The organism is Rhizobium sp. Root1220, from assembly GCF_001426265.1.
In the GTDB taxonomy this organism is placed as follows: Bacteria; Pseudomonadota; Alphaproteobacteria; order Rhizobiales; family Rhizobiaceae; genus Rhizobium.
The window spans coordinates 38,084-64,158 of the sequence record NZ_LMDG01000005.1; the positions used below are offsets into that span (position 1 = coordinate 38,084).

A 26,075-nucleotide genomic window follows, 5' to 3' on the forward strand; every position below is an offset into this window, starting at 1 on the left:
AATTCCATCTCAAGACGATGGGGCTGAGCCATTAGGGACACAACCCTGGATGACAGGTTTGCGAGTTGTAACGCGGGCTTCTCGCACGACCGAGAATCCCAGGGCATAGCCCGGAAACCTCCCTTCCTGAGGACCAGGAACCCGGTCGGCCTGTCATGTCGTCCGTTGATAATGCGCCGGATCGGTCCGCCATCGTCCGCCCACACTATGCGGGCTCTTAACTTCCACTGCTCCAAGATAGGTCTCCTTGAAAAACATGGGCAATAAAACTCCATTCCGAGCCCCGCTATCGACGGCTCAGATGACAAACCGCTAAGACACTGGTACGCTTGAATTGATTGAGTGGTTACTCACACAAACACCACCCAAACATCATTTAAAGACATGTAATGCGATTCTTTACAGCTGAAAAGGGTTCAACTTGAGCGAGATACGTAGCCTTAAGTTCGACACAGCGGAGCACTCCCTCGCCGCCACATTGGGATCGCTGGATCGGGAGATTGGGAGCCATGAAACCGCCGCAGCCAGCCTTAAGAAGAAGGCGCAAGCCATGTTGGAACGCGCCCGAGATCATGAGCGAATTGCCGCTGAGTTGGTGGAAGCAAGAGATAAATTGCTGTCGCTTGACTTAAAGCTTCCAAAAGGCATGAAAGGGTTGGCCCCGCGCAAGCGCGAACGTCGCGGTAGCTTTGCCTGGCGCGTTAGAGAAAATGCATTGCAATTGATTAGCAAAGCCGGGCGGCCACTAGGTCGTGCGGAATTGCTAGATGGGCTGATCAAAATGGGCGTGAATATCGGCTCATCCAACCCCTCTCGGGCAATCGGTCGGATAATGTGGTTAGCAGAGGAATTTGAATATCAAAACAATGGTTACTGGATTGCAGGCCGACCTTTGGCGGAAGAAAACGTCAGTGTGAAGCGCTACAAAGCACCCAAAGGTCAACGATGACATCATATGGGTTCTAAACGGAATTCAGCCTAAAGGAGGTTCGACAAGAAATAGCGAATAAGGCGTCGTTATTTTGCAAGGAAATATTCGAATGCATGACGTAAGGCACCACAACAACATTCTAATTAAATTCCTTTATTTTCTCGGATATAGATTGGCGTTAATTTCCTTCAATGCCGCTTCCAGAAGCCAACCGATAAAGCCGTCATTTCCTTCGTCGCAACCTAGCCACGCAACCATAAATCCGTTGTCCTGAGGAAATTCAGAACGCCGCAGTGTTGACATTGTGGGTGTTCGGCCGCCGTTTGCGAAACCCGAAAAGATGGAGCGCACAGGTTTGATGGGCTCAACCATCGCGTTTTACAACGGCGTAAAATAGCTAGCTCGAATTGCTATTTTAAAGTGTGCGTGAAGCTTTTGCGCTGTCGCTTGCAGCGCCACAACGACAAAAAAAGATTGCAACCGAAGCGATTTTTCGGGCCTGACTGGCGTTCGAAGGGTAGTCGCCCGAAGGGCGTTGCACTCAGGCCGGGCTCTTGCCGGTGTCATGCTGGACTACGGGACCCAATGTCACTCAGTCCGCCACCCTCTCTCCAGGTCGACACACGGAGTTGGACCAAGCCTTCTCTATCGTTAGCAGAGGCTCTTAAGCCGGGAGGTACGGCAACGAGCCGAAAATCGGCAGTTTTGGAGATGCCGGAAGGCTGCGTGCGCTAGCTTGACGCTATCCAGAACCGTCGCAGCCTCATCTCCATCGAACATCTGTTCGATAATGGAACCACCTAGACCGCCAGAATATTCGCCAAGCGCTCAATCTGGTCCCGTGCTTCACGCCGGAAGTCAGCCCGCAGTGGAACGGTGAGACTGATCAGCTCGCTGAATGATCTCTGGATGGATTGAGGGCGACAATGCAATTCGCATCCGCGATAAAGATGGTTGCCAGGGGCATCCAAGCACTGTCTCTATTGCTGACCTGTCCGGCCAAGGGGGCACCTCAGCGTAAGGCGTTCCGGTTCAAGTTGTCACCGCGCTGGGCATTTGCTGCCATACACCGTGCGTCATATATATCGAGATTGCATTTGGCTGGTTAGCGACCAGCTCTGTGCAGCGTCGCTGACATCCGCACGATGCTGGGGCATGCAGGTCACTGAGAGTTCGCTACCCAGCCAAAAGAACTGACTCATCTGCGTCAATGTTTTACGCACCTGCGTCATTTTCTTTTGGCCGCTGCGTCAGCATTTTGTCTTTCCGACAGCGTCGACGCTGGGCCGAACACTCTAGATTCCGAAATCGTCACATCGTTCAAGAAAACTTATGATAGCCATAAAATCTATTCGTTTGATTGATGGCAAAGGAAGCCCCATATCCATGTCAGGAATAAAGACCGCGTCGTCCGACCAGGAAAGGAAACCGACATGACGACCATCACATTTAGGGACACCAAGACGTCCTCAATCGAATCCCATCTGCATCTCGCAGACTATGCACGCAAGCTTGTTCATGCCTGGCATCAGTGGCAGGCGGCTCGAGACATTGAATCCATGCCACTTGACGTCCGCAAGGATATCGGCTGGCCCTCGGCGGATGCCGCGGACGAACGCAAGGCCATGTAATGAATGCGACATACCTCCCCGCGTAAAGGCGGCGTCTGCACCTTGGCAGCGCCGCCTTTTCCGTTTTGGAGCGACAGCCAATTTAATCTTGAGTTTCAGATGCATATATTGTTCAAACAACGCAATTTCCGACTTTTGCTGATAGCGACAGACAATTGACCATCGTCATGTCGCAACGCGTCGCAATTTAGCTCTTTGCCGCCGCATTTATCCATGCGAATGTCGCTTTTGCGATATCGGAACGACGCATTCCAAGCAACGAATAGTGCATTGGCCCTCGAGCACGGATTTGCCTCATGAACAAGATGCCGCATAAGAACCGCTCTCTCGTCTTTTTCATGGTTCCGCAGTTCACGATGCTTCCGTTCTCGGCCGCGATCGACACTTTGCGGATCGCCAATCGGATGCTCGGCTATCAGGCCTATTCGTGGCGCCTCACCTCTGTGGACGGTGAGAAGGTCTATTCCTCCTGCGGTATCGGCATCGAGGCGAACACGTCGCTGGCGGACGAGCGTCGCAACCTCGGCGGTGAACATCGGCCGGGCATGGTGCTCGTCTGTTCCGGCATCGACGTCGAAGACTTCAACAACAAATCCGTTAGCGCCTGGCTGCGCGAATCCTACAACCGCGGCGTAGCAGTCGGCAGCCTCTGTACGGGTGCTCATATCCTTGCGCAGGCAGGACTTCTCAACGGGAAGCGCTGCGCCATTCACTGGGAGAACCTGCCCGGCTTCTCCGAGGCTTTCCCGCAAGCCGAAGTGTATGCCGACCTGTATGAGGTCGACAGCAATCTCTACACCTGCGCCGGTGGCACGGCCTCGTTGGACATGATGCTGAACCTGATCGGCGAGGACTTCGGCGAGACCTTGGTGAACCGTGTCTGCGAACAGCATCTGACGGATCGGGTACGCAGCCCCCATGATCGCCAGCGGTTGCCGTTGCGCGCCCGTCTCGGCGTTCAGAATGCCAAGGTGCTCTCGATCATCGAACTCATGGAAGGCAACCTGGCCGAACCGTTGTCGCTTTTGGAGATCGCAGACGGTGCGGACCTCTCGCGACGGCAGATCGAGCGCCTGTTCCGTCAGGAAATGGGCCGTTCGCCTGCCCGCTATTATCTGGAAATCCGGCTGGATCGCGCCCGCCACCTGCTCGTGCAATCCTCCATGCCAGTCGTAGAGGTCGCTGTCGCCTGTGGTTTCGTGTCGGCTTCGCACTTCTCCAAGTGTTATCGGGAACTCTACCACCGCTCGCCGCAGCAGGAGCGGGCAGAACGCAAGATGACGATGGCAACGGCGCGGCCAGCGATCGCTGCCTGAAAGCTGCGATCGGGCAGCGGTTACTGCGCCGCTTCCGCTGTCATTCGCGCATCCGAGTACACGATATTTCGGCCTTTATGCTTGGCCATGTAGAGAAACTGGTCCGCAGCGTTCAGGTAGTTGTCGAACGTTTCGTAGCCCGAAATCTCGGCCACCCCGATCGATACCGTCACCGACAGCGCCTCGTCGTCCGCCGTCACCTTCAAGCGCGATATATCGGAACGGATTTCATCGCAGAAATTGCTGGCGGCCGCCGAATCCATCATGGGAAACAGGATGGCGAACTCCTCTCCGCCGAGACGCGAGAGCAGGTTGTCGCTGCCCTCGAATATCGTTGCCAGCCGATCGGCGACCGCTTTCAGAACAAGGTCCCCGATCTCATGGCCATAGGTGTCATTCAGCCGTTTGAAGTGGTCGATGTCGAGAATGGCCACGGAACTCGCCGCCTTTCGGCGCAAGCAGTCGTTCACCAGCTTCGGACCCTGGTCGTAAAAATAACGGCGATTGTAAAGGCCCGTGAGATAGTCGCACGCGGCGGCGGCGCGCAGCTGTTTCAGGTGCGCGAGCGTCTCCACATTGTTTGCAACGCGGCCCTGCAGTTCTTCGGCAACAAACGGTCGGTATAGGAAGTCGGAAGCGCCGGCCTTCAGGAAGCGCGCTGACAACATCCGGTCGTTCGAAGACGATACCCCGATGATCCGCAGTTTGTCGGAGCCGAAGCGCTGGCGAATCCGCCGCGTCAGATCGTAGCCACTCATATCAGGCATATGGTGGTCGGTGACCACCAGCTCTATGTCGTCGTAGGCTTCCAGCGCTGCGAGCGCCTCGAGCCCGCTGCTTGCTTCCACGACCGTGTACTGCTGCGTCCTGAGCAGCCCGACAAGCACTTCGCGCGCGGAGCCGATGTCATCGACGACAAGCACGCGTGTCTTGCGATTGGACATTGCCCGCCGAACGGTCGCGACAAGATTGTCGAGAGCAAACTCGTTGTCCTTCAGCACATAGTCGATGACATTGCGCTGCATGATCCTATCCCTGATCTGCAGGTCGAAAGTCGCGGTAAAAACGATCGTCGGGATGTTGTGCGCCATCGCGCAGTCCAGCGCCTCACCGTAGGGCGCATCCGGCAAATTCAGGTCAACGACGGCCATCGCGTAGCCGTGCCCGTCCATCGCCAGTGCGTCCTGCAGGGTCTTTCGCGAAGAACAGGGGATGACGTTCAGGCCGAGCTCGGTCTGAAACCGATGGCATAGCACGGCGGAAAACATCCGGGAATCTTCAACCAGAAGTATCCGCTGCCCGCCAAAGCGCGGCCCGGAACCATCCCGATTGAAGTCGGTTTGAAAAGCCATGCAGCCCCACCCTTCTGCGCGCCTCAGCAGCCCGAATCGGCTTTCTTTTCTCGGCAAATGCAAAGATAGCCGACATGTCCGTGTACGTGAAGGTATAGTACAGAAACTTGAAATTGTATAAATCATACTTAGTTGTGCCGCGCCGATAACATTTTCCACGTGGCGCCGCTCGTGGTCGCCGTCAGGCGACTGCCCGCTCTCTCCGCATGGACTGGATTTGCAGAAGCGTATCCAGGTTCTGGTTGACGCGGCAGTAAAATTCCTCGTCAATGAAGGGACGCAGCATGAAGTCATTGCCTCCCGCCTTGAGGAACCGGGCCGAAAGCAGGCGGTTCGAGGACGAGGAAACGCCGATGATGCGCAACTCGTGCGAACCGATACTGGAGCGAATGCGCCGTGTCAGTTCGAAGCCGTCTATGTCGGGCATGTTGTAGTCAGTGATCACCAGGCCGATATCGCGGTCTGCCTTCAGGATTTCCAAAGCCTTGGCGCCGCTCTCCGCCGTGCTGACCCGGAAATTGTAGCGTCGAAGGCGGCTGGATAGGAGCGCACGCGCTGTCGGACTGTCGTCGACGATCAGGACGTGATGGCGGTGATTGGTGAGAAATCTGCAGATCGATTCCGCGAGCAGGTCGACCGCGAAGATATTGTCCTTGAGGATGTAGTCGACAATATCCTTTGCCATCAGCTTGTCGCGCGTGCCTTCCTGGAAGGTGCCGGTGAAGACGATAGTGGGGATGCTGAGATCGACCAGGTATTCCAGCGCTTCGCCGTCCTCGGCGCCCGGCAGATTGATGTTCGAAATGGCAAGCGTGATCGGATCCGTCGATTTGTCGTAGGAAAGCTGCAGTTCTTCGAAAGAGCGGCATATTTCGACGTCGATGTCGAAAAGCTCCTTGAGCCTCGTTCCGATCATCGAGGTGAATACGTTGGAATCCTCCGCCAGAATGATGCGCGCACCGGCAAACAAGTCTCCGGAGTACTGCATTCCAGAAATACCCAAAAACGACATCTCAAAACCTTTTAATGAAACTCCTGTCCCTGGCTCAAATCGGTACAGCAGCCGGTTTGAATAAGTATTAATCGAGCAGCGCTTTGCCGGCCAACAAAAAGGCGGCCACGAGGGCCGCCTTGCTTTTCCGAGAACATGCTTAAGGGACTATGCGCGCAGGGCTGCGTTTTCCGTGTCGAACGGGCTCTCGCCGACCACCGTCGCATTGTAGGTCGTGCCGAGAATCTTGATCTTGAGCCGTGTGCCTTCCTTGGCATAGTCCGGCCGCAACATCGCCAGTGCCAGCGAGCGGTTGATGCGGAAGCCGAAGGTGCCGTTGGTGGCACGCCCTACCAGTTCGCCGGCCTCGTTGTAGATCGCCTCGGAACCACGGGCATCGACGTCATTGCCGGTCTCGACCACCAGCGTCGCGAAATTCCACTTCAGGCCTTTGTCCTTGTAGGCCAGCAGTCCGTCACGGCCGAGGAACTCCTTCTCGGGTTTGATGAACCGGTCGAGCGCTGATTCGTAGGCATTATACTCGATCGACATTTCCCGCGGGATCAGGCGATAGGACTTCTCGACGGACATCGATAGCATGGCACGAATACCGAACGGCTTGATGCCGAATTCGGCACCGGCCTCCATCAGCTTGTCGAAGATATAGTTCTGCATCTCGATCGGGTGGTGTAGTTCCCAACCGAGTTCGCCAACGAAATTGACTCGCAGTGCGTGCGCCGACGCCGCGCCGACCGCGATTTCCTTTCCGGACAGCCAAGGGAAGTCCTTGTTCTCCAGGCTGCTGCGTGTGAGCTTCTTCAGCACGTCTCGCGACTTCGGACCGGCAAGAACCAGAACGCCCAGCCGCTGTGTAATCTGCTGCAGGCGTACGGAACCGTCCGTCGGCGCGAGCTTCCGCAGATAGTCGTGGTCGTGCGCTTCGTAGGCACCGGCCGAGACGAGGTAGAAGCGGTTCGGTGCCCATTCGTAGACCGTGAATTCGGCGCGCACTCCGCCGTGAACGGTCAACATGTGGCAAAGCGCGATACGGCCTCGCTTCTTCGGGATCGCATTGGCAAAGATCGATTCCAGCCAGGCACGGGCGCCCGGACCGGACACCTCCATTTTCGCGAACGCCGACATGTCGAGCACACCGACGTTTTTGTTGACGTTCATGACTTCGTTGCCGACGTGCTCGAAATAGTTCGAGCGCCGGAACGACCATCTCTCGAGGATGCGGCCATCTTCGGTCGGGTCGGAATGATTGTGATTGGTAAGGACGTCGGCACCCACACCGAGCTGGTCCTTTGGCAGATCGTAACCCTCGGGCGCGAACCAATTGGCACGCTCCCAGCCGTAGACGGAGCCAAAGACAGCACCCATCGACTTCAACCGGTCGTAGACCGGTGTCGTCTTCAGCGGACGTGCCGCCCCGCGCTCCTCATCCGGGTAATGCATGGTGAAAACATTGGCATAGGCCTCCTCGTTCTTGGCGACGAGATAGCCTTCGGTCGCATAGGGACCGAAGCGGCGCGGATCGACGCCCATCATGTCGACTGTCGGCTCGCCATCGACGATCCATTCGGCAAGCTGCCAGCCTGCGCCGCCTGCGGCGGTAATGCCGAAGGAGTGGCCTTCGTTCAGCCAGAAGTTCTTGAGGCCCGGCGCAGGACCGACGATCGGGTTGCCGTCTGGCGTATAGGCGATGGCGCCGTTGTAGACCTTCTTGATACCGACTTCGCCGAAGGCAGGAACGCGCGCGATCGCGGCCTCGATGTGAGGCATCAGACGGTCGAGCTCTTCCTGGAAGAGTTCGTATTCGCTGTCGTCGGACGGACCATCGACATAACAGACCGGCGCGCCATGCTCATAGGGGCCGAGAATGAGGCCCCCATTCTCTTCGCGCATGTACCAGGCGCTGTCGGATTCACGCAACACGCCCATTTCCGGCAGGCCCTGCGCCTTGCGCGCCAGGATGTCAGGGTGCGGCTCCGTGACAATATATTGGTGCTCGACGGGGATGACAGGAATGTTGATTCCAACCATCTCGCCGGTCTTGCGCGCAAAGTTGCCGGTGCAGCTGATGACGTGCTCGGCCGTGATCTCGCCCTTGTCCGTCGTCACCTTCCAGAGACCGTCCGCCTGCTGCTCGATCGCAGTAACGACCGTGTTGCGGTAAATCGTTGCGCCCTTGTCGCGGGCGCCCTTGGCAAGTGCCTGGGTCAGGTCCGCAGGCTGGATGTAGCCGTCGTCGGGATGCTGGATCGCACCAAGCAAACCGTCCGTCTCGCAAAGTGGCCAGATCTCCTTGACCTCTTCGGGAGTCAGGATCTTGGCATTGACACCGATCGTTTCGGCGATGCCGGCGTAGTACATGTACTCGTCCCAGCGGTCCTTGGTGCGGGCCAGACGAATATTGGAGACTTGGCTGAAACCGACATTCATGCCGGTTTCCTCCTGCAGTTCCTGATAGAAGCGAACCGAGTACTTGTGGATCTGCCCGACCGAGTAGCTCATGTTGAAGAGCGGCAGCAGCCCGGCCGCATGCCAGGTCGAACCAGAGGTCAATTCCTTGCGCTCGATCAGGACCACGTCGTCCCATCCCTTCTTGGCAAGGTGGTAGAGCGTCGAGACGCCGACGACGCCACCACCGATGACCACTGCGCGCGCATGTGTCTTCATGGAGAAATTACCCTCTGTTCAACTGACCTGACCGACGCATGCCGCCGGAGGAAATCGCTTTCGCGGACTATGCAGCGACGCCCCCTTGGCCAAATGCCTGTTTACGACATGCGAAAAGCTTGCCGCGACGGCGCACAGATAGGCAAGCTACAAAAGCCGGAACGCCCGCAAATGGCGTGGATCGCGCTACACTGTAAATGTCACTTTACGACGGCGGCACCCTTGACGATATCGATCGTCTCGCCGCCATCGAGGCCGATACGGTCGCCGTCAGGCGTCGTCATGAAACAGCCCGAGGGGCAGAGGGTTTCCGACGCGCCGGGATCGAGCACGACCTGGACCTTGTTGCCGCTCTCGGTGAGGACGAGGACGACGGGTGCGGTATCGGTATTGGTGACGGATGCCGCATTTGTGCGCTCGGCGGCCATGAGCGAAAGAAGCAGTACGACGGCAATTCTTGCCATGCAGTGTGGCGCAACCTGTGCGCCCTCCCCTTGAGCGTCTCGACCGCTGCTGCCCCCAGCAGCGAATCCCGATTGCGAGCGTTATAAAGGACCTCGCTTAATGGTCTCTGAACGACGCTTTCAGCTCTTGAGAGTGCCATCGGCGGCTTTGCCGCGCAATCGTCGCACGGTGCCGTCTGGCTTGTCCGCTTCGTTTTCCTCCGGGATATCAGGCACCTGAGCCACAGCCTCAGGTTCGTCCTGCTCCGACTTGATGGCGTCGTGCTGCCGATGGAAAACGACGTCGCTCTGCGGAAGCGGTATCTCGATGCCCTCTTCACGGAAACGCTTGAGGATGGCGATGCGGAGATCGTTCCTGACCTTCAGGCCATCGCCCATATCCCCGAGCATGAAACGCATCTCGAAATCCAGGGAATAGGTCCCGAAGCGCAGGAACTCGACATGCGGTTCCGGATTGCGGAGCACCAGCGGCACGGCATTGACGAGTTCCAGCAGGATGTCCATGACCTTCTGGGGGTCGGAGTTGTAGCTTACCGCTACCGGGATCTCCGAGCGTCCCATCTTGTTGCGGTGCGTCCAGTTGCCGACCGAAGCGTTGATCAACTCGGAGTTCGGCACAATGATCGACTGCTTGCGGAAGGTCTCGATCTCCGTTGCGCGTACGGAAATGCGTTTGACGATCCCTTCGGCGGTCCCCGAAACGACGTGGTCGCCGACCTTGAAAGGCCGCTCAACCAGCAGAATCAGCCCGGACACGAAATTCGACACGATATTTTGCAGGCCGAAACCGATACCGACCGACAGTGCAGAGGCCACAAGCGCGAGGTTCGACAGGTCGATGCCTGCCGCCGAAACGCCGATGATCGCCGCGAGGCCGACACCGAGATAGCCAATGCCGGTCTTGACCGAATTGCGGACGCCGAGATCAACGTGACTGCGCGCCATCACGTTGCCGTCAAGCCAACGCTGCAGCCAGCGGGTCACCAGATAGCCACCGGCAAACAGCAGGATGCCGGTCAATATTCCGACCAGAGATATGCTGATGCCACCGAGCCGGACCTCTGTCAGAAGGCGGTAGGCGATAAGCTGAAGGTCCTGTACGTGGAAGCCCCACAGCAGCAAGACCAAAGGAATGCCGACCAAAAGCGCAATCGCGGAGATACACATACCGACCAGCAATCCAGCCTGGTCGATTGCCACCGCGCCAAGCTTGAAGCGCTTGGCGAGAAAGCGGCCGAAGAAGGTATCGCCGAAGGTTTCTGTTCGGGAAATCGCCTTTCCGGAGAGTAGCCCGATGTAGGTCGTGACGATAATGGCGCCGGTAATGATGAGCTGGGTGGCAACGAAACGCGCCAAACCGACATATCCCACGAGGGCCGTGATGATCAGACCCGCACCGAGAACGCGAAGAATGATTGCCATGCCACGCGGCCAGTGGCGCCCGGGCGCATCCGGATCGCCATCCCGGGCCAGCATCGGCCTGCCGAAGGATGCCGCGATCAGGATGAAGCCGATGATCAACGCCGCGATCAGGCTTCTGACAACGGTCAGCACCAACGGTGAGCCCATCGCCTCGCCAATACTGCCGAAGAAATAGTCCAGCGCGTTGACGATCGCCATCGCCAGCAGGCAGGCGCCGATCGAGCTCGCGCCGCGGTTGGACAGCTTGACGAGACGCCAGTGCGGCTCCTTGGGCGCAAACACCGCATTGGTGAAGCGTCGCACGAAATAGATCAGCCCTATAGCGCCGAACAACGCGCCGACAACCGGAGCGATATCCGGCCGCAACACATTGAAGCTATTGAGGAAGAAATACGACGTGACGAGGAGGGTGGCGAGCGAGAAAGTCCGGATCAGCGTCGACCAGAAGGCGATCGAAAGGCGGCTGATGTAGGATGGCTGCTCGTCGCTCTCCTTGCGCTGCAAATAGCGCCCGAAAATCCGATAACCGCCGGAGAGTAGCACGAGTGCCGTGGCCAACGACATGAAGATTGCGGCAAAAAATGCAAACGCCTTGAATTTCAGGACGAAGCCCAACCAACTCGCCAATGCCTGGCGAAACTCGCTACTTTCCTCCACGAACGCGCTCGCCGCATCGCCGAGAACGGAGAACGATATATCTGTTCGGCGCAGTAGCGTCGCTGCAAACAATTGTCGACGCGTTTGGGCAATCGCATTGCTCAGCTTTCCGATGGCAGCGGACAGGTTCTCCGCGTCGCCGGTCACGGCGTTGATCTGGGCGCGCTCTTCCGTCAGCGCGTTGCGTTCCTTGGTAACGATCTCCGCCTCCGGCGGCTGGCCGTCCTTCGGCGGGTCGCCGATTTCGGCCAGACGTGCCTTGATCTGGTCGAGACGGGGGCGCAGGCTGACCGACGTATCGATAACCGAGCGGCCGAGTGCATCGGCCTTCCCTGCCAGCGTAACCAGCGCATCGTCGTCGTCGCTGCTCTGCTTCACTCCCTCCTGCAACGAAGCAAGGTCTGACTTCGCCTTGTCGATCGCTTTCGAGGCCTGCTCGATGGGGCTATCCGCGGGCGGCGCCTGCTCGGTCGCCTGTGGCTGTTGCGCCGATTGCGGCTGCTGTGCCTGAGCGTTGGCAATGCCAGCGCCGGCGCCAAGCAGCGAGACGACAAAAAGGATACGAAGCAAAAGGTGTGTCAGCCGCAAAATCGCCCCACTCGGATTTGCTAAAAAATCGAATTCCAGCTTTTTATAGGAAACAAAGGCGACAGAAAGGCGAAATACTCAGAAGCCCGCGCCTGGCCGAGCGAGATACTCCAATTCAGCCTCGGTCGATTCCCGTCCGATGAGCACGTTCCGATGGGGAAAGCGACCATATGCTGCTATCACATCGCGGTGGCGAAGTGCATAGTCGCTGTGCTCTTCGTCATCGAGCGCACCGAACAGCGCCGCTGCTCGGTTCTGCTCTTCGATGTCCTCCGCATGTTCGAACGGCATGTAGAAGAACGCCCGGCACTCTCGCCCAACGCGCTGGTCGGCCCCAACCGCAATCGCGAGTTTTGCCTCGCGAAGAGCAAGCCCGTCGGTCGCAAAGGCAAGCGGCGTCCCGCGATAGATGTTGCGTGGAAACTGGTCGAGAACGATCACCGCTGCAAGCCGCGCCAACGCTGTTGAATGCCATGCGTCGGCAATGTCCCGGGCAAGCGCCAGATGAGTGTGGCGAAAGCGATCGCGAATGTGGTGGTCGAGTTCCGCCGTTGCTTTGAACCATTGGTCTTGGCTGCACTCCCTGAACCAGAAATCATGAACCTCTTCGGGCGTGCAAACGTATCCCATGTTCTCGTTCCCTGATCGCCCAGAATTCGGAAAGCCCTACCTGTGGGCACGTTTGTGACCTGATACTTCGGCGCCTGCGTCCGGTTGCAGCCGCAGAAACCGCAGCGATGAAACGATGCCAATCGCCCCGACAACCAGAAACGCCCAGCGAAAATCCATGAGCGCCGGGCTTTCCGTGCCGCGAACCGCAACGGAGACATTGAGCACAGCCGCGGCGATTGCAACCCCGAGCAACATGGAAACCTGCTGCAACATGCTCGACAATGTGGATGCGGAGCTTCGCTGCGCAGGATCGATATCGGCAAAGGCAAGTGTGTTGAGGGCCGTGAACTCCATTGAACGTGACAGCCCGGCGATAAACAACAAGGCGTAGATCACCAGCCGTGGCGTTTCGGGCGCCATGAAGCCGCAGGCAACAATCGACAGAGCGGCGACCAAACCGTTCAACCAGAGCACCGTCCGAAATCCAAGCTTTGCAAGCAGAGGCGTCGTTATCGCCTTCATGCCCAGGTTGCCAAGAAAATACACCAGCAGATAGGCGCCGGCTTCGATGGAACTTAGACCGAAACCGAGCTGAAAGAGCAGCGGCAGCAGGAACGGCGTTGCGTTGATGGCAACGCGACTTGCCGTGCCGGCTGAAAGTGTCGCAATCGCGTAGGTCTGCACGCGAAAAGCCGAAAGGTCGAGCAGCGGATTGCTGACTTTCCGGAAGTGCCGTGTCGCCAGAAACGACAAAACCAGCCCTGCCACCAGCATGAGCAGGATCGGCAACACGCCACCATCCCATTTCACCGAAAGTTCGAGGGCCGCCAGCAGAAAGGTCAGGCCCGAAGCGCTCATGACGAACCCTCGCACGTCGAGCCGGCCGACATTTTCCTCCCGTTGTTCCGGCACGAAACGCAACACTAGCGCCATTCCGAGGATCCCGATCGGCAAGTTGATCAGAAAATTCCAGTGCCAGCTCGCGTAAGTCGTGATGAAACCGCCGAGCAACGGACCGACCACGGGCGCCGTCAACGCAGGCCAGGTAATCAGCGCAATTGCCTGGACCAGTTCCGACTTGCGGGCGTTCTTCAAGACGATGATACGCCCGACCGGCGTCATCAACGCACTGCCGGCGCCTTGCACGGCACGTGCGATGACAAACTCGACGAGCCCATCGGACAAGGCGCAAAACAGTGAGGCAATGGTGAACACGGCAATTGACGCCATGAAGACGCGTCGGGCGCCATAGCGATCACCGAGCCATCCGGAAAGCGGAATGAACGCCGCCATCGTCAGCATATAGACGGTGATGCCGATGCTCATCGACACCGGTTGGACGCCGAAGCTCGCCGCCATCTGCGGCAAGGACGTGGTGACAATGGTCCCATCCAGAATCTGCATGAAGAAGGAAACGGCAACCACCAGGGCTACGACCTTCGCTCGACGAATACTCTCCGCGTCGCCGCCCGTCTCTGCCGTTCCCAAAGCTGTCATCAAACTGCCAACGTGAAATGCGATGTCTTCGAAATGAATGGACGGCAATGCCGATGCTCCGAGCGGAGCAACCGGTAGATAAGCCCATATGCACGCTGCGGAAAAGGAAAATCGCGAAAAATACCGCGAATTCAACCGGACGTTCCGCTGGCCAGCTGCTCAATCCGCCAAGCCACCTGCGCCATTTTTTGGGCAGAAACGATTTGACACCTATCCGTTATCCGGCCACCGTGGACGGAGGACAGCGCAACAAGCAGTACACACCCACGCTTCAGATTACATGTGTCTACACTGGGTTCGGCGCTTCACACATCTTCGCCAGCCTCCGCGCAATAAACCTTTCGCGCCTGATATCGAATCCGACTGCCCTTTCGCTGATACCGCTACAGCTAGATGAGGAGAAGCCGTTGGAACGATCCTCGACCGTTCAGATGATTGAAGCCTTGCTTGTCCTCAACACGGGGTCGTCGAGCCTGAAGTTCCAGGTCTTCGAAGGTCATGACCTGAGTGTCCTGATGAGCGGCAAGATCACCGGCATTGGCGACACCCCCGAGATGCGCACCAACCTCCCCGGTGGCGAGGAGGTAGCAAGGACCCTTCCCGCAGACACCGATCACGATTCTGCCCTGCGCTCCGTCATAGACCTCATAGACGGCCACGACCACGACTGGCACACAATCGCCGTCGTGCATCGGGTCGTTCACGGCGGACAAGATTTCAAGGCTCCCGTCATTGTCACTGCTGACGTCCTGCGCCGGCTGGAGTCGCTTATACCGCTCGCGCCGCTCCACCAACCGCACAACCTCGCCGGCATCGCCGCTTCGGCACGGCTGGCAAGTGGAGCGACGGACATCGCCTGCTTCGACACGGCCTTCCACGCGGGCCACGACGAACTGACCAGCAGCTTCGCGCTGCCGCAAGACTTGCGCGACAAGGGAATGCGTCGCTACGGTTTTCATGGCCTGTCCTACGAATGGATATCCGAGGTTCTCTCCAGGGATCACCCAGAAATTCACGCCGGCAGGGTCGTGGTCGGCCATCTCGGCAACGGAGCAAGCCTTTGCGCATTGCGGAACGGCGTCAGCATCGACACGACGATGAGTATGACGGCGCTGGACGGGATTACCATGGGAACGCGAAGCGGTGCCATCGATCCCGGCGCCGTCCTCTACATGCTTCAGGAACTCGGCCTCAGTGTCGAGGCGGTACAGGACACGCTCTATGAGCGTTCGGGGCTAAAGGGCCTCTCCGGCATCAGCAATGATGTCGCGACCCTTCTGCGCAGCGACGACCCCCGCGCCGCATTCGCCCTCGACTATTTCGCACTGAAGGCCGCACAGCACGCCGCGATGATGGCCGTTTCGATGGGCGGCATCGATGCCTTCGTCTTCACCGGCGGCATCGGCGAGCATGCGGCACCAATTCGCGACGCGATCCTTCAAAGGCTCCGGTTTCTCGGCGATTTCAAGACCTTGGTGATTCCAACAAACGAGGAGCGCGTCATGGCAGTCCACGCCCGGGCGCTACTTCAAGGTGTTGGATAACCGGCTGAAACAAGTTCTGACGACGCTTAACCCAGGATATTCCTGACCGCGCGCATGAAGATGCGGGAGCCAACGGCAATCAGTTCGTCGGGAAAATCATAGTCCGGATTGTGCAGTCTCGGATGATCCTCTCCCGCGCCCAGGAAAAACATGGCCGACGGCGCAACGGCTCGAAACAAACCGAAATCCTCGGACCCCTTCATTGGCAGCAGGGCGCTCGCACTCTCCCGACTTACCCCTTCGTCATCCAGTGCGCGACGCAGGGCATCGACGGCCTCGGCGGAATTGTAGCACTGCTGGAATACGTCCTCGTATGTGATCTCCAGCCGCAGCCCGGTCGCCTGCGCTCGCTCGCGCGCAAGCGTTTCCGCATCTCTCACAAGTGCCGCCATGCTTTCGTCGGTCAGCGTCCGTAGCGTCGCCCATATCTCGGCATAGCCGGGACTGATGCCGAAAGCCGGCTCGCCGAGGCGTGCATGGGTGACCGTCACCAGCGAATACTCCGCACCGAGCGGCCCGTTGTTTCCGAGCGCAGTCAAGGCTTCGAGCAAACCGGCCATCGCAAAGGTCGGTGCAAGGCCGTCTTCCGGATTGGAGGCATGAGCGGTCTTGCCGTTCAGCACGATCTTCATGCCACGCGAGGCACAATTGACCGGTCCCTCCCTGAGCAATACGTGGCCGAGTTTGACGCCGGGAAAATTGTGAAGAGAGAGTGCGAGGTCGGGCTTCAGCGCCGCGAACCGGGGATCGGCAAGAACTGCTGCGGCACCGGCACCGTTTTCCTCCGCGGGTTGGAACAACAGTATGACCCTGCCTGTCGCCGGTCGCTTCTGGCCGAGCCCCTGCGCAAGCGCCACCAGTACGGCCATGTGGCCATCGTGGCCGCACAGATGTCCCTTGCCGGGAACGGTCGAACGGTACGAAACATCGGAGATTTCTTCGATCGGAAGCCCATCAAGCTCGGCACGGATCATCAACGTCGGCCCAACGGCTGCTCCCTCGTAGATGACCGCAACGCCGTGCCCGCCAAGATTGGATACGATTTGATCCGGATTGGAACCAACCAATGCTGCCCGGACCCGATTGGCGGTCTCGACTTCCTCGCCGGACACTTCAGGATTACGGTGAAGATTGCGACGGAATTCCTTGATCTCCAACAATTCTCTATCGGTCAAAAACATCGATTGTCTCCCGTAAATCCGCCTGTCGGCGAAGTACCATACTTATACGTGGTCGGCAGGCAAGGTCGACAAATGGCTTCACCTGATGCCACCGGGATTTTCACCTTGCGCAGGCAGGCTGACGCGCCACCGGTGTGCACTAGCTTAACTCCTACCGCCCGACCGCGATCGTTGCTACACGTCATTGGTAGGATTCTGCCATATAGCGGTTTCCGTCTATGGGTCTTTTCTTCATAGGCGAACACCCCTCCCTAGCTACGAAGCCGAACTTTCGCTTTTCGACACACTCTCATTTGTATATGTGAGATCATATTTACAGGAGAGGTTCATGGAAGCAGACGATGCCGACAGGTACCGCGCTCCGGCACTCGATAAAGGGCTCGATATTCTCGAGCTTCTGGCTGGCGTCGAGGAAGGTCTGACGCAGGCCGAGATCGCCAAGCGCCTCGACCGTAGCCCGAACGAATTCTACCGGATGCTTGATCGGCTCGTACGACGCGGCTACGTGACCAAGCTCGATGGCGATCGGTTCACGCTCACCCTGAAGCTCTTCGGTCTCTCGCAATTGCATGCGCCGACAAGGCGGCTCTCCTCATTCGCAATGCCGCTCATGCGTGATCTTGCACTGCGCACCAAGCAGGCCAATCACCTCGTCGTCTTCGACCGGGGATCGGCGGTCGTGATCGCTCAGCACGAAGCGCCGGACTATTGGGGAATTTCCATTCGCGTCGGCTCGCACATAAGCCTGTTCGATACCGGCTCCGGCCATGTGCTGCTCGCGTTTCGCAGCGATGAGGAGCGAGCGATGATGATCGCGGGGAACGCCGACGGCCGCGAAGGAACATTTCTCGGTCCAGAGTTTTACGAGCGACTGACGCACATCCGCGAGCGCGGTTACGAGATGATGGCTAGCGCTCAGACGGCAGGGGTCTACAATCTTTCGGCGCCGATCCTCGGACCTGACGGACGCGGCATAGCGGCCCTCACCTGCCCCTATATAGCCCTGGTCAACGCGCCGGCTGCGCCGGATATCACCCACACGATCACCATGCTGCAGAAGACAGCAAGCGAGCTTTCGCTGCTCGCGGGATCGGACGTCAAGACGCCGGCTTGACCGGGAAATTTCCGATCACATGGCAAACGCCCGTTCATCGACCCTTTCGGTCGATATAGCCTCCGGCAGATAGATGACGGACTCCGTATCGGTGCGCCGGCTCAGACCATGCGTCGAGAGCGTGAAACCGTTTTTACCAAATCACTGGACGCTCGCGACCTTGTCCGTTTGCCGCCTGCACGCGGAAAATACATCGAGGCTCGGATCGTACACGGACGTCGCGACATCCATGACCCCGAGGACGCTGTGGAATAAGTTATCATGTGACCGGGTGGCGTTTGCCTTTTTGGCCACGCAGCTCATATCGAAGCCGGCAGACTTGGCCAACTCATCACTCACCCAGACCAGAAAGGGCACATGGGTCTGTTGCGACGGCGCCACGATGTAGGGCGCGCCATGCAGATAGATGCCATTCTCACCCAACGACTCCCCGTGATCCGAAACATAAATCACGGCGCCCGCCATGCTACCTGCGCGCTGCTTGAGCTTGTCGATCACGGTCGAGACGACGTGATCCGTATAGAGGATCGTGTTGTCGTAGGCGTTGGTGATCTCTTCGGGTGTGCAGCTCCCGAAATCATTCGCGCGGCAGTCTGGTACGAAACGCCGGTATTCGTCTGGATAACGGGCATAGTACGCGGGGCCGTGGCTGCCGAGCTGGTGCAGGACGAGTACGCTGTCGTCTTTGACCTGATCCAGCCAGCCGTCAACCTTGTCGAGCAGAAAGCCATCCTGGCATTCCCCGTCCGAGCAGAAGCGCGGGTCGGGCGACTGCGGCAGATAGGTATAGGCTATCCGGTCGGTCACATGATAGCTGCCCGTGTCGTTGTCGAGCCAGGATACGTTGACATCAGCGTGGCTGAGCACATCGACTAGGTTCTCAGTCGCCAGACCCTTGCGGTGGGTATACGCCGTACGCGGATAGACGGAAAACATGCAGGGGAGAGAAACGGCAGTGGCGGTGCCGCAACTGCTGGTGTTCGGGAAGTAGACGACATTCTGCTTCTCGAGTTCCGGATTGGTCTTCCGCTCGTAGCCACCCAGCGAAAAATCATCGCCACGCGCGGTCTCCCCGGCGACGATGATCGTCACGCGCGGCTTGGTCAAAGCGGCTGTGTGAATGCGATGCGCGTCAGTACCAAGCGGCTCGGCCACCACCGCCGCTTCTTCTCCGGACGAAACGGCAAGTCGGATGGTGCTGGCAATGGGCACGAACGGATTCAACCTGTCCAAAATGTCCTTGTGAGCGCGGCCGATACCGGCAAAAGCCCTGTAGTCCCCGAACCCCGCCGCGGCAAAGACGGCCAGGCAGGCCAGGATCACCGCGGTGTTATGCGCGAGCTTGCGCCAGACGGGGCGGTGGCGGACGCGCACCCAGACGATGAGCAGTGACGGCAGAACGCCGGTAAGCAGCATATGCAGCGCAAAGCGCGTCGTTATCAGGTGCCCCGCTTCCGCGCCCGTCGAGACGGCTGCATTGCGGATCATCTCCTTGTCGACGATCACACCGAACTGGTCCGTGAACCAGGAGCCGCCTGCAGCGGCGAGTATGAAGAAGATCAGAAAAGGCTTGGTGATGTATTTGGCGGAGAATGCGGTGACGATCGCCATGCTCAACGCCGATATCGCGGCCACGAAGAGTATAAATGCAAGGCGATCTGCCGCAAAATAGCCTGACGCCTTGATCCAGAACGAATGATTGGTGACGAGAAGAAGATAGAGCGTTGTGACCACGCACAGTGTGATACTGCCGATTTCCGGTCGCCTGGCGAGCCAGCCGGCCTTGATGCCATTGTCTTTCAATTTGCCGTCTCCGAGCCTGGATCTCGTGCTACCACGCTGCACCCGAGCGCATGCTCAAGCCGCGGCTGGAGCAATGACCGGATTTTCTGACAGTCACCTGAACGCGCTTCCGAACGCCGCCGGTCAGTTATCCCTCGACATGGAAATGCTTCTCGAGGTCCAACCAGCTCCTGTCCATCGCATAGGTCCCGGAGAAATAGGGAACCGCAACGTGACCATAGAAGGCGGAAAGCTGACGTTCGGCGACATCCTCGTCGACACCCGCCACCTGCTGGCTATAGAGGACCGAGACAAGGCCGCTTCGGTCTGCTCCCGATTGGCAATGGATAAGAATAGGCTTTGGCGCGGCTCGCATGATCGCGAGCAACTCTTCAGCGCGCGCAGGCGTGAGAACTTTCGACGACGACATGGCGAAGTCGATGTGCCCCACGCCGAGGCTGCTGGCCGCAGCGACCTCGTCGGCATACCACTTCGCATGGTCCTTTTTACCGCGCAGATTTATGATCGTCTGAATGCCGTGATCCCGGACATAGGATTCGAGTTGCGCTGGCGAAGGCTGTGCCGAGCGGTAAAGCTGGTCCGCAATCACGGTGTGAAAATTGCCGCTTATCTGTAGATACGCCAGATACCCACCGACCGTGCACGCAACTGCAAGCACGCCCGCCGCGAGCCATCGAAAATTCCTGATCCTGATCACACGCCCCTCGACATCCACCGTGATGCAATGAGGTTAGGAATGAACCTGCAGGCTGACATCCACCTGAATGGCGGCGCCAATCGGCGGCTGACAGCCAATCCAGCTTTTCACGCAATTTGAGCGCCATACGATGCCCCGGAAAGGGTGCGAGACACAGCACTGCGCCAACCCGCGATTTTGCTCTGGCGTTCGGTTTCCTCCATGAGAGGCTGAAAACGCCGACTGCAGGCCCAGGCTTGCGCAAATTGCTGCCGATCCGGCCAGACACCGGCTCTTGATCCGGCGAGCCAGGCGGCACCCAAAGCGGTTGTTTCCAGCACTGCCGAGCGATCGACTGGATTGGCAACGACATCGGCAAGGCGCTGCATCGTCCAGTCGGAACTCGCCATGCCGCCGTCGACGCGCAACACGGTTTCAATATGATGGTCGCCCCAATCCTTCCGCATCGCAACGAGCAGGTCGAGCGTCTGGTAGGCCACGGATTCGAGAACCGCGTGGGCGAGTTCGGCGGGACCGCTGTTTCGGGTCAGGCCGAATATTGCGCCTCGCGCTTCCGGATCCCAGTAAGGCGCTCCGAGCCCGGTGAAGGCCGGCACCACGTAGACCTGTTGCCCGGGATCGGCGCTCAGCGCCAGCGCACCACTTTCCGAAGCTTGTGAAATGATACCCAGACCGTCGCGCAACCACTGCACCGCCGCGCCGGCTATGAAGATCGAGCCCTCCAGTGCGTAAGTCGTTTCACCGTCGAGCCGATAGGCGATTGTCGTAATCATCCGGTTGGACGACGCAACCCGATCCTGGCCGGTATTGAGCAAGGCGAAGCAGCCGGTCCCGTAGGTGGATTTCATCATGCCGGGGTCGAAACAGGCATTGCCGATGGTGGCCGCCTGTTGGTCGCCCGCAACGCCAAGGATCGGGATTGCCGCTCCGAACAAATCGGTATCCGTAACCCCGAATTCGTCGGCGCAATCCTTGACCTCGGGCAGCAGAGAAGCCGGAATCCTCAGGACGCCGAGCAACTCCTCGTCCCACGCACCGGCCGCGATATTGTAGAGGAGAGTCCGCGAGGCGTTCGTGGCGTCCGTCGCGTGCATGCGGCCGCCTGTCAGATTGAAGATCAACCAGCTGTCGATGGTACCGAAGCACACCTCGCCGGCTTGCGCACGGCCGCGCAGCCCATCGACGTTGTCGAGCAGCCATCGCAGTTTGGTGCCGGAAAAATACGGATCCAGCAGCAGACCTGTCTTGGCGCTGAACAGCTTCTCGTAGCCGTCTGCCTTCAGGCTGTCGCATATTTCGGAGGTTCGCCGATCCTGCCATACGATGGCATTGTGCAACGCCCTGCCCGACTTCCTGTCCCAGACCACGGTGGTCTCTCGTTGATTGGTGATCCCGATTGCGGCTATTGAGGCGGGCGCAATGCCCGCACTGGCTATTGCCTGCCGTACCGTCTTGACAACGCTCTCCCATATTTCGCGGGGATCGTGTTCGACCCAACCCGGCTGGGGATAGTGCTGCCTTATCTCCTCCTGCGCCGAAGCGACTATGCCCATCCCGCCATCGAATATGATCGCACGTGATGATGTCGTACCCTGATCGATCGCGAGAATATAACCGCTCATTGTCTTCCTCGAATGCAAAAGAATACTGCTCCCGCCGCGGGAGCAGCAGGTCGTGCGATGCGTTTTGCGAAAAATTGGAGCCGGCGACCGCTTTCGCATGGCGCCGGCAAAGCGATCGGCCGGGACATCAGTCCCGGCCGTGACGGTCCGTTAGTTGGACTGCCAGCTCTTGACCAGCTCGTCGTAGTTGACGGTAACCGGCTTTTCCTTCTCGTTCTCGATCTTCAGCTGCGGAGCAAGGTTGCCCTTCTTCACCGCATCCGCGTTCCAATAGGCGAGATCATGCTCTTCGGCGAGCTTCGGACCGATATCGCCCTGCACCTTGGCACGCTCCAGACGCTGCAGGACCTTTTCCTGCTCTGCGCAAAGCGAATCCATGGCTTCCTGAGCGGTCTTCGCGCCCGACGACGCATCGCCGACGGCCTGCCACCACAGCTGTGCCAGCTTCGGATAGTCAGGAACGTTGGTTCCCGTAGGCGACCACTGCACACGGGCCGGCGAGCGATAGAACTCGATCAGACCGCCGAGCTTCGGAGCGCGCTCCGTGAAGCTCTTGTCGCGAATGGTGGATTCGCGAATGAAGGTGAGGCCGACATGGCTCTTCTTCACGTCCACGGTCTTCGACGTCACGAACTGCGCGTAGAGCCACGCGGCCTTGGCGCGATCGTCAGGGGTCGATTTCATCAGCGTCCAGGAACCGACGTCCTGGTAGCCGAGTTTCATGCCGTCCTTCCAGTAGACGCCGTGCGGGCTCGGTGCCATGCGCCATTTCGGCGTACCGTCCTCGTTGACGACAGGCAGGCCGGGCTTGACGGCATCAGCCGTGAAGGCGGTGTACCAGAAGATCTGCTGAGCCACTTCGCCCTGCGCCGGTACAGGGCCGGATTCGGAGAAGTTCATGCCCTGTGCAGCCGGCGGTGCATAGGCCTTCAACCAATCCAGATACTTCTGGATCGAGTAGACGGCAGCCGGGCCGTTGGTATCACCACCGCGTGCGACGCACGAACCAACAGGACGCGAGTTTTCATCGACCTTGATGCCCCATTCATCGACGGGAAGGCCGTTCGGCAGGCCCTTATCGCCGTTGCCGGCCATCGAAAGCCAGGCGTCGGTAAAGCGCCATCCGAGCGACGGATCCTTCTTGCCATAGTCCATATGGCCGAAGACCTTCTTGCCGTTAACTTCACGGCCAGTGAAGAATTCGGCGATGTCCTCGTAAGCGGACCAGTTGACCGGGACGCCGAGATCGTAGCCGTACTTCGCCTTGAAGTCGGCCTTGTTCTTCTCGTCGTTGAACCAGTCGTACCGGAACCAATAGAGGTTCGCGAACTGCTGATCAGGAAGCTGGTAGAGTTTCTTGTCAGGCGCGGTCGTGAACTTGGTGCCGATGAAGTCGTTGATGTCGAGTCCCGGGTTGGTGACATCCTTGCCTTCGTTCGCCATCCAGTCAGTCAGCGAGCGGGCCTGCTGGTAGCGCCAATGGGTGCCGATCAGGTCCGAGTCGTTGACATAGGCGTCGTAGATGTTCTCGCCCGACTGCATCTGTGTCTGCAGCTTTTCGACGACGTCGCCTTCGCCGATCAGGTCATGGGTGATCTTGATGCCGGTGATTGCCGTGAAGGCAGGCGCCAGTACCTTCGATTCATATTCATGCGTGGTCAGCGTTTCGGAAACCACCTTGATGTCCATGCCGGCAAAAGGCTTGCCCGCATCGATGAACCACTGCATTTCCTTTTCCTGGTCAGCACGGGAAAGCGTCGAAAGATCGCCGACTTCCTTGTCCAGGAATGTTTTCGCCTCGTCCATGCCGGCATAGGCGGAACCCGCCATGGCCAGCAGGATGCCTGCTGTTGTCGCTAGTAGATGCCTTCGCATAATATCCTCCCAGGGTTTGCGATTGCAGTCTTCACGTCAGGCGGCCAGTACCCCCGGCCATCTGTATCTCCTTGACCTAAACGTAGCGGAACACGCCGATGGCGTAGACTACGGCAAGGCCAAGAGCCCACCACAGGTTGGGTCCGACAAGACCCAGCCATGCGAGATGAATGAACGCTGCTCCGAGCAGCGATATGAAGAGACGGTCTCCCCGCGTGGTCTCGAACCTCAAGACCCCCACACGCGGGGAGCCGCCCGGCGCCAGATACTCCCAGATGCTCATGCCGATCAGGAGCATGAGGATCGTCAGGAAAAACAATGCGGTCGGCAGCGTCCACGCCATCCAGGAAAAATGCATGAGTGGTCCTCCCTTGTCAGACGCGACCGAGCGCAAAGCCCTTGGCGATGTAGTTGCGGACGAAATAGATGACGAGCGCGCCAGGAATGATGGTGAGCACGCCGGCCGCCGCCAGCACCCCCCAGTCCATCCCCGAAGCAGACACGGTTCGCGTCATGATCGCCGAGATCGGCTTTGCCGCCGTGGTCGTCAATGTGCGGGCCAGCAGCAGTTCAACCCACGAGAACATGAAGCAGAAGAAGGCCGCCACGCCGATCCCCGATGCCACCAGCGGCATGAAGATGCGCACGAAGAAGCGCGGGAACGAGTAGCCGTCGATATAGGCCGTCTCGTCGATCTCCTTCGGCACGCCGGACATGAAACCTTCGAGGATCCAGACCGCCAGCGGCACGTTGAACAGGCAATGCGCCAGCGCCACGGCGATATGCGTGTCGATCAACCCGAAAGCCGAATAGAGCTGGAAGAACGGCAGCGCGAAGACGGCGGGCGGCGCCATGCGGTTGGTCAGCAGCCAGAAGAACAGGTGCTTGTCGCCGAGGAACCGGTAGCGCGAGAAGGCGTAAGCCGCCGGCAGAGCCGCAAGCACCGAGATCACCGTGTTCATGACCACATAGGTGATCGAGTTGATGTAGCCGTTGTACCACGACGGATCGGTGAAGATGATCGTGTAGTTTCTGAGCGTCGGATTGAGCGGCCAGAGCGAGAAGGTGCCGGTGATCTCCGCATTCTCCTTGAAGCTCATGTTGACCAGCCAATAGATTGGCAGCAGCAGGAAGATGATGTAGACGGTCGAGACCACCCAGGAGAAGTTGCCGGCCGGCTTGTATTTCATTGTCTGTGTCATGAATTGTGCCATTTTCCTCTCCTTTCTCACGCGTTCTCGTCGCCGATGGTCATCACGGTGTAGAAGATCCATGAGAGCAGCAGGATGATCAGGAAGTAGATGATCGACATCGCAGCCGCCGGACCGAGGTCGAACTGGCCAACCGCCATCTTCACCAGGTCGATCGACAGGAATGTTGTCGAGTTACCAGGCCCGCCGCCGGTGACGACGAAGGGTTCGGTGTAAATCATGAAGCTGTCCATGAAGCGCAGCAGCACGGCGATCAGCAGCACGCGCTTCATTTTCGGCAGCTGGATGTAGCGGAACACCGACCAGCGCGAGGCGCCATCGATCTTCGCCGCCTGGTAATAGGCGTCCGGGATCGACACGAGGCCGGCATAGCAGAGCAGCACGACGAGGCTTGTCCAGTGCCAGACATCCATGACGATGACGGTGATCCAGGCATCGATGGGATCGCGAACGTAGTTGTAGTCGAGCCCCAGCGCCTCGAGCGTGTGCCCGAGCAGCCCGATATCGACGCGCCCGAAGACCTGCCAGATGGTGCCGACGACGTTCCACGGAATGAGCAGCGGCAATGCCATCAGCACAAGGCAGACAGGCACGCCGAGCCCCTTCTTCGGCATGTTCAACGCGATGAAGATCCCGAGCGGGATCTGGATCGCCAGGATGATCAGCGAGAAGGCCAAGTTGCGCTGCAACGCCGCCCAGAAGCGGTCGGAATGCAGTGTCTGCACGAACCAGTCGGTGCCCGCCCAGAAGAATTCATTGTTCCCGAACGTGTCCTGCACCGAGTAGTTGACGACCGTCATCAGCGGGATGACCGCCGAGAAGGCCACCAGCACCAGCACCGGCAGCACCAGAAACCAGGCTTTGTTGTTCCACGTCTTGTTCATG

General features: G+C 58.7%; 20 protein-coding genes. 5 read left to right on the plus strand and 15 right to left on the minus strand.

All coding sequences use genetic code 11. The features are described from left to right. The first annotated feature begins 421 nt into the window (after positions 1–421). The 3 genes from ASC90_RS05900 to ASC90_RS05910 all read left to right on the plus strand — a co-directional run bounded on the left by ASC90_RS05900 (position 422) and on the right by ASC90_RS05910 (position 3,878). The gene (locus ASC90_RS05900; RefSeq protein WP_056536759.1) at positions 422–949 is read left to right on the plus strand and encodes a hypothetical protein; all 528 of its coding nucleotides are present in this window, start codon (positions 422–424) and stop codon (positions 947–949) included. Positions 950–2,364: 1,415 nt separating this feature from the next. Further along, complete coding sequence (locus ASC90_RS05905; RefSeq protein WP_056536762.1) at positions 2,365–2,562, plus strand: hypothetical protein; 198 nt, start codon at positions 2,365–2,367, stop codon at positions 2,560–2,562. Positions 2,563–2,858: 296 nt separating this feature from the next. Then, the gene (locus ASC90_RS05910) at positions 2,859–3,878 is read left to right on the plus strand and encodes a GlxA family transcriptional regulator (RefSeq protein WP_056536765.1); all 1,020 of its coding nucleotides are present in this window, start codon (positions 2,859–2,861) and stop codon (positions 3,876–3,878) included. A 20-nt stretch (positions 3,879–3,898) separates the two neighbouring features. Here the strand turns inward: ASC90_RS05910 and ASC90_RS05915 are convergent, their stop codons facing one another. The 7 genes from ASC90_RS05915 to ASC90_RS05945 all read right to left on the minus strand — a co-directional run bounded on the left by ASC90_RS05915 (position 3,899) and on the right by ASC90_RS05945 (position 14,143). Beyond that, positions 3,899–5,230: a diguanylate cyclase gene (locus tag ASC90_RS05915; RefSeq protein WP_056536768.1), complete on the minus strand. Its 1,332-nt coding sequence runs from the start codon at positions 5,228–5,230 to the stop codon at positions 3,899–3,901. A 181-nt stretch (positions 5,231–5,411) separates the two neighbouring features. Continuing rightward, positions 5,412–6,242 (minus strand): response regulator, encoded by an 831-nt coding sequence (locus tag ASC90_RS05920; RefSeq protein ID WP_056536771.1) that lies wholly within the window; start codon positions 6,240–6,242, stop codon positions 5,412–5,414. 147 nt (positions 6,243–6,389) lie between these two features. Beyond that, positions 6,390–8,903 carry an FAD-dependent oxidoreductase gene (locus ASC90_RS05925; protein ID WP_056536773.1) on the minus strand — a complete coding sequence of 838 codons (2,514 nt, stop codon included), beginning with the start codon at positions 8,901–8,903 and terminating at the stop codon, positions 6,390–6,392. A 200-nt stretch (positions 8,904–9,103) separates the two neighbouring features. Then, entirely contained in the window at positions 9,104–9,367 is a 264-nt protein-coding gene (locus ASC90_RS05930) for a hypothetical protein (protein WP_056536775.1), read from the minus strand. Positions 9,368–9,487: 120 nt separating this feature from the next. Next, the gene (locus ASC90_RS05935; RefSeq protein ID WP_056536777.1) at positions 9,488–12,034 is read right to left on the minus strand and encodes a mechanosensitive ion channel family protein; all 2,547 of its coding nucleotides are present in this window, start codon (positions 12,032–12,034) and stop codon (positions 9,488–9,490) included. 78 nt (positions 12,035–12,112) lie between these two features. After that, positions 12,113–12,664, minus strand: coding sequence for a DUF924 family protein (locus ASC90_RS05940; RefSeq protein WP_056536779.1), 552 nt, complete (start codon positions 12,662–12,664; stop codon positions 12,113–12,115). 36 nt (positions 12,665–12,700) lie between these two features. Continuing rightward, a complete protein-coding gene (locus ASC90_RS05945) occupies positions 12,701–14,143 on the minus strand; it encodes an MFS transporter (protein ID WP_056537131.1) in 1,443 nt (480 codons plus the stop codon). 431 nt (positions 14,144–14,574) lie between these two features. Between ASC90_RS05945 and ASC90_RS05950 the strand changes: the two genes are divergently transcribed. Next, positions 14,575–15,687, plus strand: a complete 1,113-nt coding sequence (locus tag ASC90_RS05950) for an acetate/propionate family kinase (RefSeq protein ID WP_056537134.1) — start codon at positions 14,575–14,577, stop codon at positions 15,685–15,687. A 26-nt stretch (positions 15,688–15,713) separates the two neighbouring features. Here ASC90_RS05950 and ASC90_RS05955 read toward each other — a convergent pair whose 3' ends face one another. After that, positions 15,714–16,868 carry an amidohydrolase gene (locus ASC90_RS05955; protein WP_056536782.1) on the minus strand — a complete coding sequence of 385 codons (1,155 nt, stop codon included), beginning with the start codon at positions 16,866–16,868 and terminating at the stop codon, positions 15,714–15,716. Positions 16,869–17,196: 328 nt separating this feature from the next. On the opposite strand from ASC90_RS05955, the gene ASC90_RS05960 reads away from it, so the two are divergent. Then, positions 17,197–17,982, plus strand: a complete 786-nt coding sequence (locus tag ASC90_RS05960) for an IclR family transcriptional regulator (protein ID WP_056536785.1) — start codon at positions 17,197–17,199, stop codon at positions 17,980–17,982. A gap of 141 nt (positions 17,983–18,123) precedes the next feature. Here ASC90_RS05960 and ASC90_RS05965 read toward each other — a convergent pair whose 3' ends face one another. From ASC90_RS05965 to ASC90_RS05995, 7 genes are all read right to left on the minus strand, one after another. Then, a complete protein-coding gene (locus ASC90_RS05965) occupies positions 18,124–19,785 on the minus strand; it encodes a phosphoethanolamine--lipid A transferase (RefSeq protein ID WP_056536788.1) in 1,662 nt (553 codons plus the stop codon). A gap of 127 nt (positions 19,786–19,912) precedes the next feature. Beyond that, on the minus strand, positions 19,913–20,479 hold the full coding sequence (locus ASC90_RS05970) for a tyrosine-protein phosphatase (protein ID WP_244480329.1): 567 nt from the start codon (positions 20,477–20,479) through the stop codon (positions 19,913–19,915). 110 nt (positions 20,480–20,589) lie between these two features. Continuing rightward, positions 20,590–22,104 (minus strand): glycerol kinase GlpK, encoded by a 1,515-nt coding sequence (gene glpK / locus ASC90_RS05975; RefSeq protein ID WP_056536794.1) that lies wholly within the window; start codon positions 22,102–22,104, stop codon positions 20,590–20,592. Between the two features lie 150 nt (positions 22,105–22,254). After that, a complete protein-coding gene (locus ASC90_RS05980) occupies positions 22,255–23,979 on the minus strand; it encodes an ABC transporter substrate-binding protein (protein ID WP_056536797.1) in 1,725 nt (574 codons plus the stop codon). 76 nt (positions 23,980–24,055) lie between these two features. After that, positions 24,056–24,337, minus strand: coding sequence for a DUF2160 domain-containing protein (locus ASC90_RS05985; protein ID WP_056536800.1), 282 nt, complete (start codon positions 24,335–24,337; stop codon positions 24,056–24,058). A 16-nt stretch (positions 24,338–24,353) separates the two neighbouring features. Then, complete coding sequence (locus ASC90_RS05990) at positions 24,354–25,181, minus strand: carbohydrate ABC transporter permease (protein WP_056537139.1); 828 nt, start codon at positions 25,179–25,181, stop codon at positions 24,354–24,356. A gap of 26 nt (positions 25,182–25,207) precedes the next feature. After that, positions 25,208–26,074 carry a sugar ABC transporter permease gene (locus ASC90_RS05995; protein WP_056536803.1) on the minus strand — a complete coding sequence of 289 codons (867 nt, stop codon included), beginning with the start codon at positions 26,072–26,074 and terminating at the stop codon, positions 25,208–25,210. Position 26,075 lies beyond the last annotated feature (1 nt).

Bases quoted from the DNA above. Each gene is read 5' to 3' on its own strand.
- ASC90_RS05905 (WP_056536762.1), top strand. From the start codon at position 2,365: ATGACGACCATCACATTTAGGGACACCAAGACGTCCTCAATCGAATCC.
- ASC90_RS05910 (WP_056536765.1), top strand. From the start codon at position 2,859: ATGAACAAGATGCCGCATAAGAACCGCTCTCTCGTCTTTTTCATGGTT.
- ASC90_RS05915 (WP_056536768.1), bottom strand. From the start codon at position 5,230: ATGGCTTTTCAAACCGACTTCAATCGGGATGGTTCCGGGCCGCGCTTT.
- ASC90_RS05920 (WP_056536771.1), bottom strand. From the start codon at position 6,242: ATGTCGTTTTTGGGTATTTCTGGAATGCAGTACTCCGGAGACTTGTTT.
- ASC90_RS05925 (WP_056536773.1), bottom strand. From the start codon at position 8,903: ATGAAGACACATGCGCGCGCAGTGGTCATCGGTGGTGGCGTCGTCGGC.
- ASC90_RS05930 (WP_056536775.1), bottom strand. From the start codon at position 9,367: ATGGCAAGAATTGCCGTCGTACTGCTTCTTTCGCTCATGGCCGCCGAG.
- ASC90_RS05940 (WP_056536779.1), bottom strand. From the start codon at position 12,664: ATGGGATACGTTTGCACGCCCGAAGAGGTTCATGATTTCTGGTTCAGG.
- ASC90_RS05945 (WP_056537131.1), bottom strand. From the start codon at position 14,143: ATGACAGCTTTGGGAACGGCAGAGACGGGCGGCGACGCGGAGAGTATT.
- ASC90_RS05950 (WP_056537134.1), top strand. From the start codon at position 14,575: ATGATTGAAGCCTTGCTTGTCCTCAACACGGGGTCGTCGAGCCTGAAG.
- ASC90_RS05955 (WP_056536782.1), bottom strand. From the start codon at position 16,868: ATGTTTTTGACCGATAGAGAATTGTTGGAGATCAAGGAATTCCGTCGC.
- ASC90_RS05960 (WP_056536785.1), top strand. From the start codon at position 17,197: ATGGAAGCAGACGATGCCGACAGGTACCGCGCTCCGGCACTCGATAAA.
- glpK (WP_056536794.1), bottom strand. From the start codon at position 22,104: ATGAGCGGTTATATTCTCGCGATCGATCAGGGTACGACATCATCACGT.
- ASC90_RS05980 (WP_056536797.1), bottom strand. From the start codon at position 23,979: ATGCGAAGGCATCTACTAGCGACAACAGCAGGCATCCTGCTGGCCATG.
- ASC90_RS05985 (WP_056536800.1), bottom strand. From the start codon at position 24,337: ATGCATTTTTCCTGGATGGCGTGGACGCTGCCGACCGCATTGTTTTTC.
- ASC90_RS05990 (WP_056537139.1), bottom strand. From the start codon at position 25,181: ATGACACAGACAATGAAATACAAGCCGGCCGGCAACTTCTCCTGGGTG.
- ASC90_RS05995 (WP_056536803.1), bottom strand. From the start codon at position 26,074: ATGAACAAGACGTGGAACAACAAAGCCTGGTTTCTGGTGCTGCCGGTG.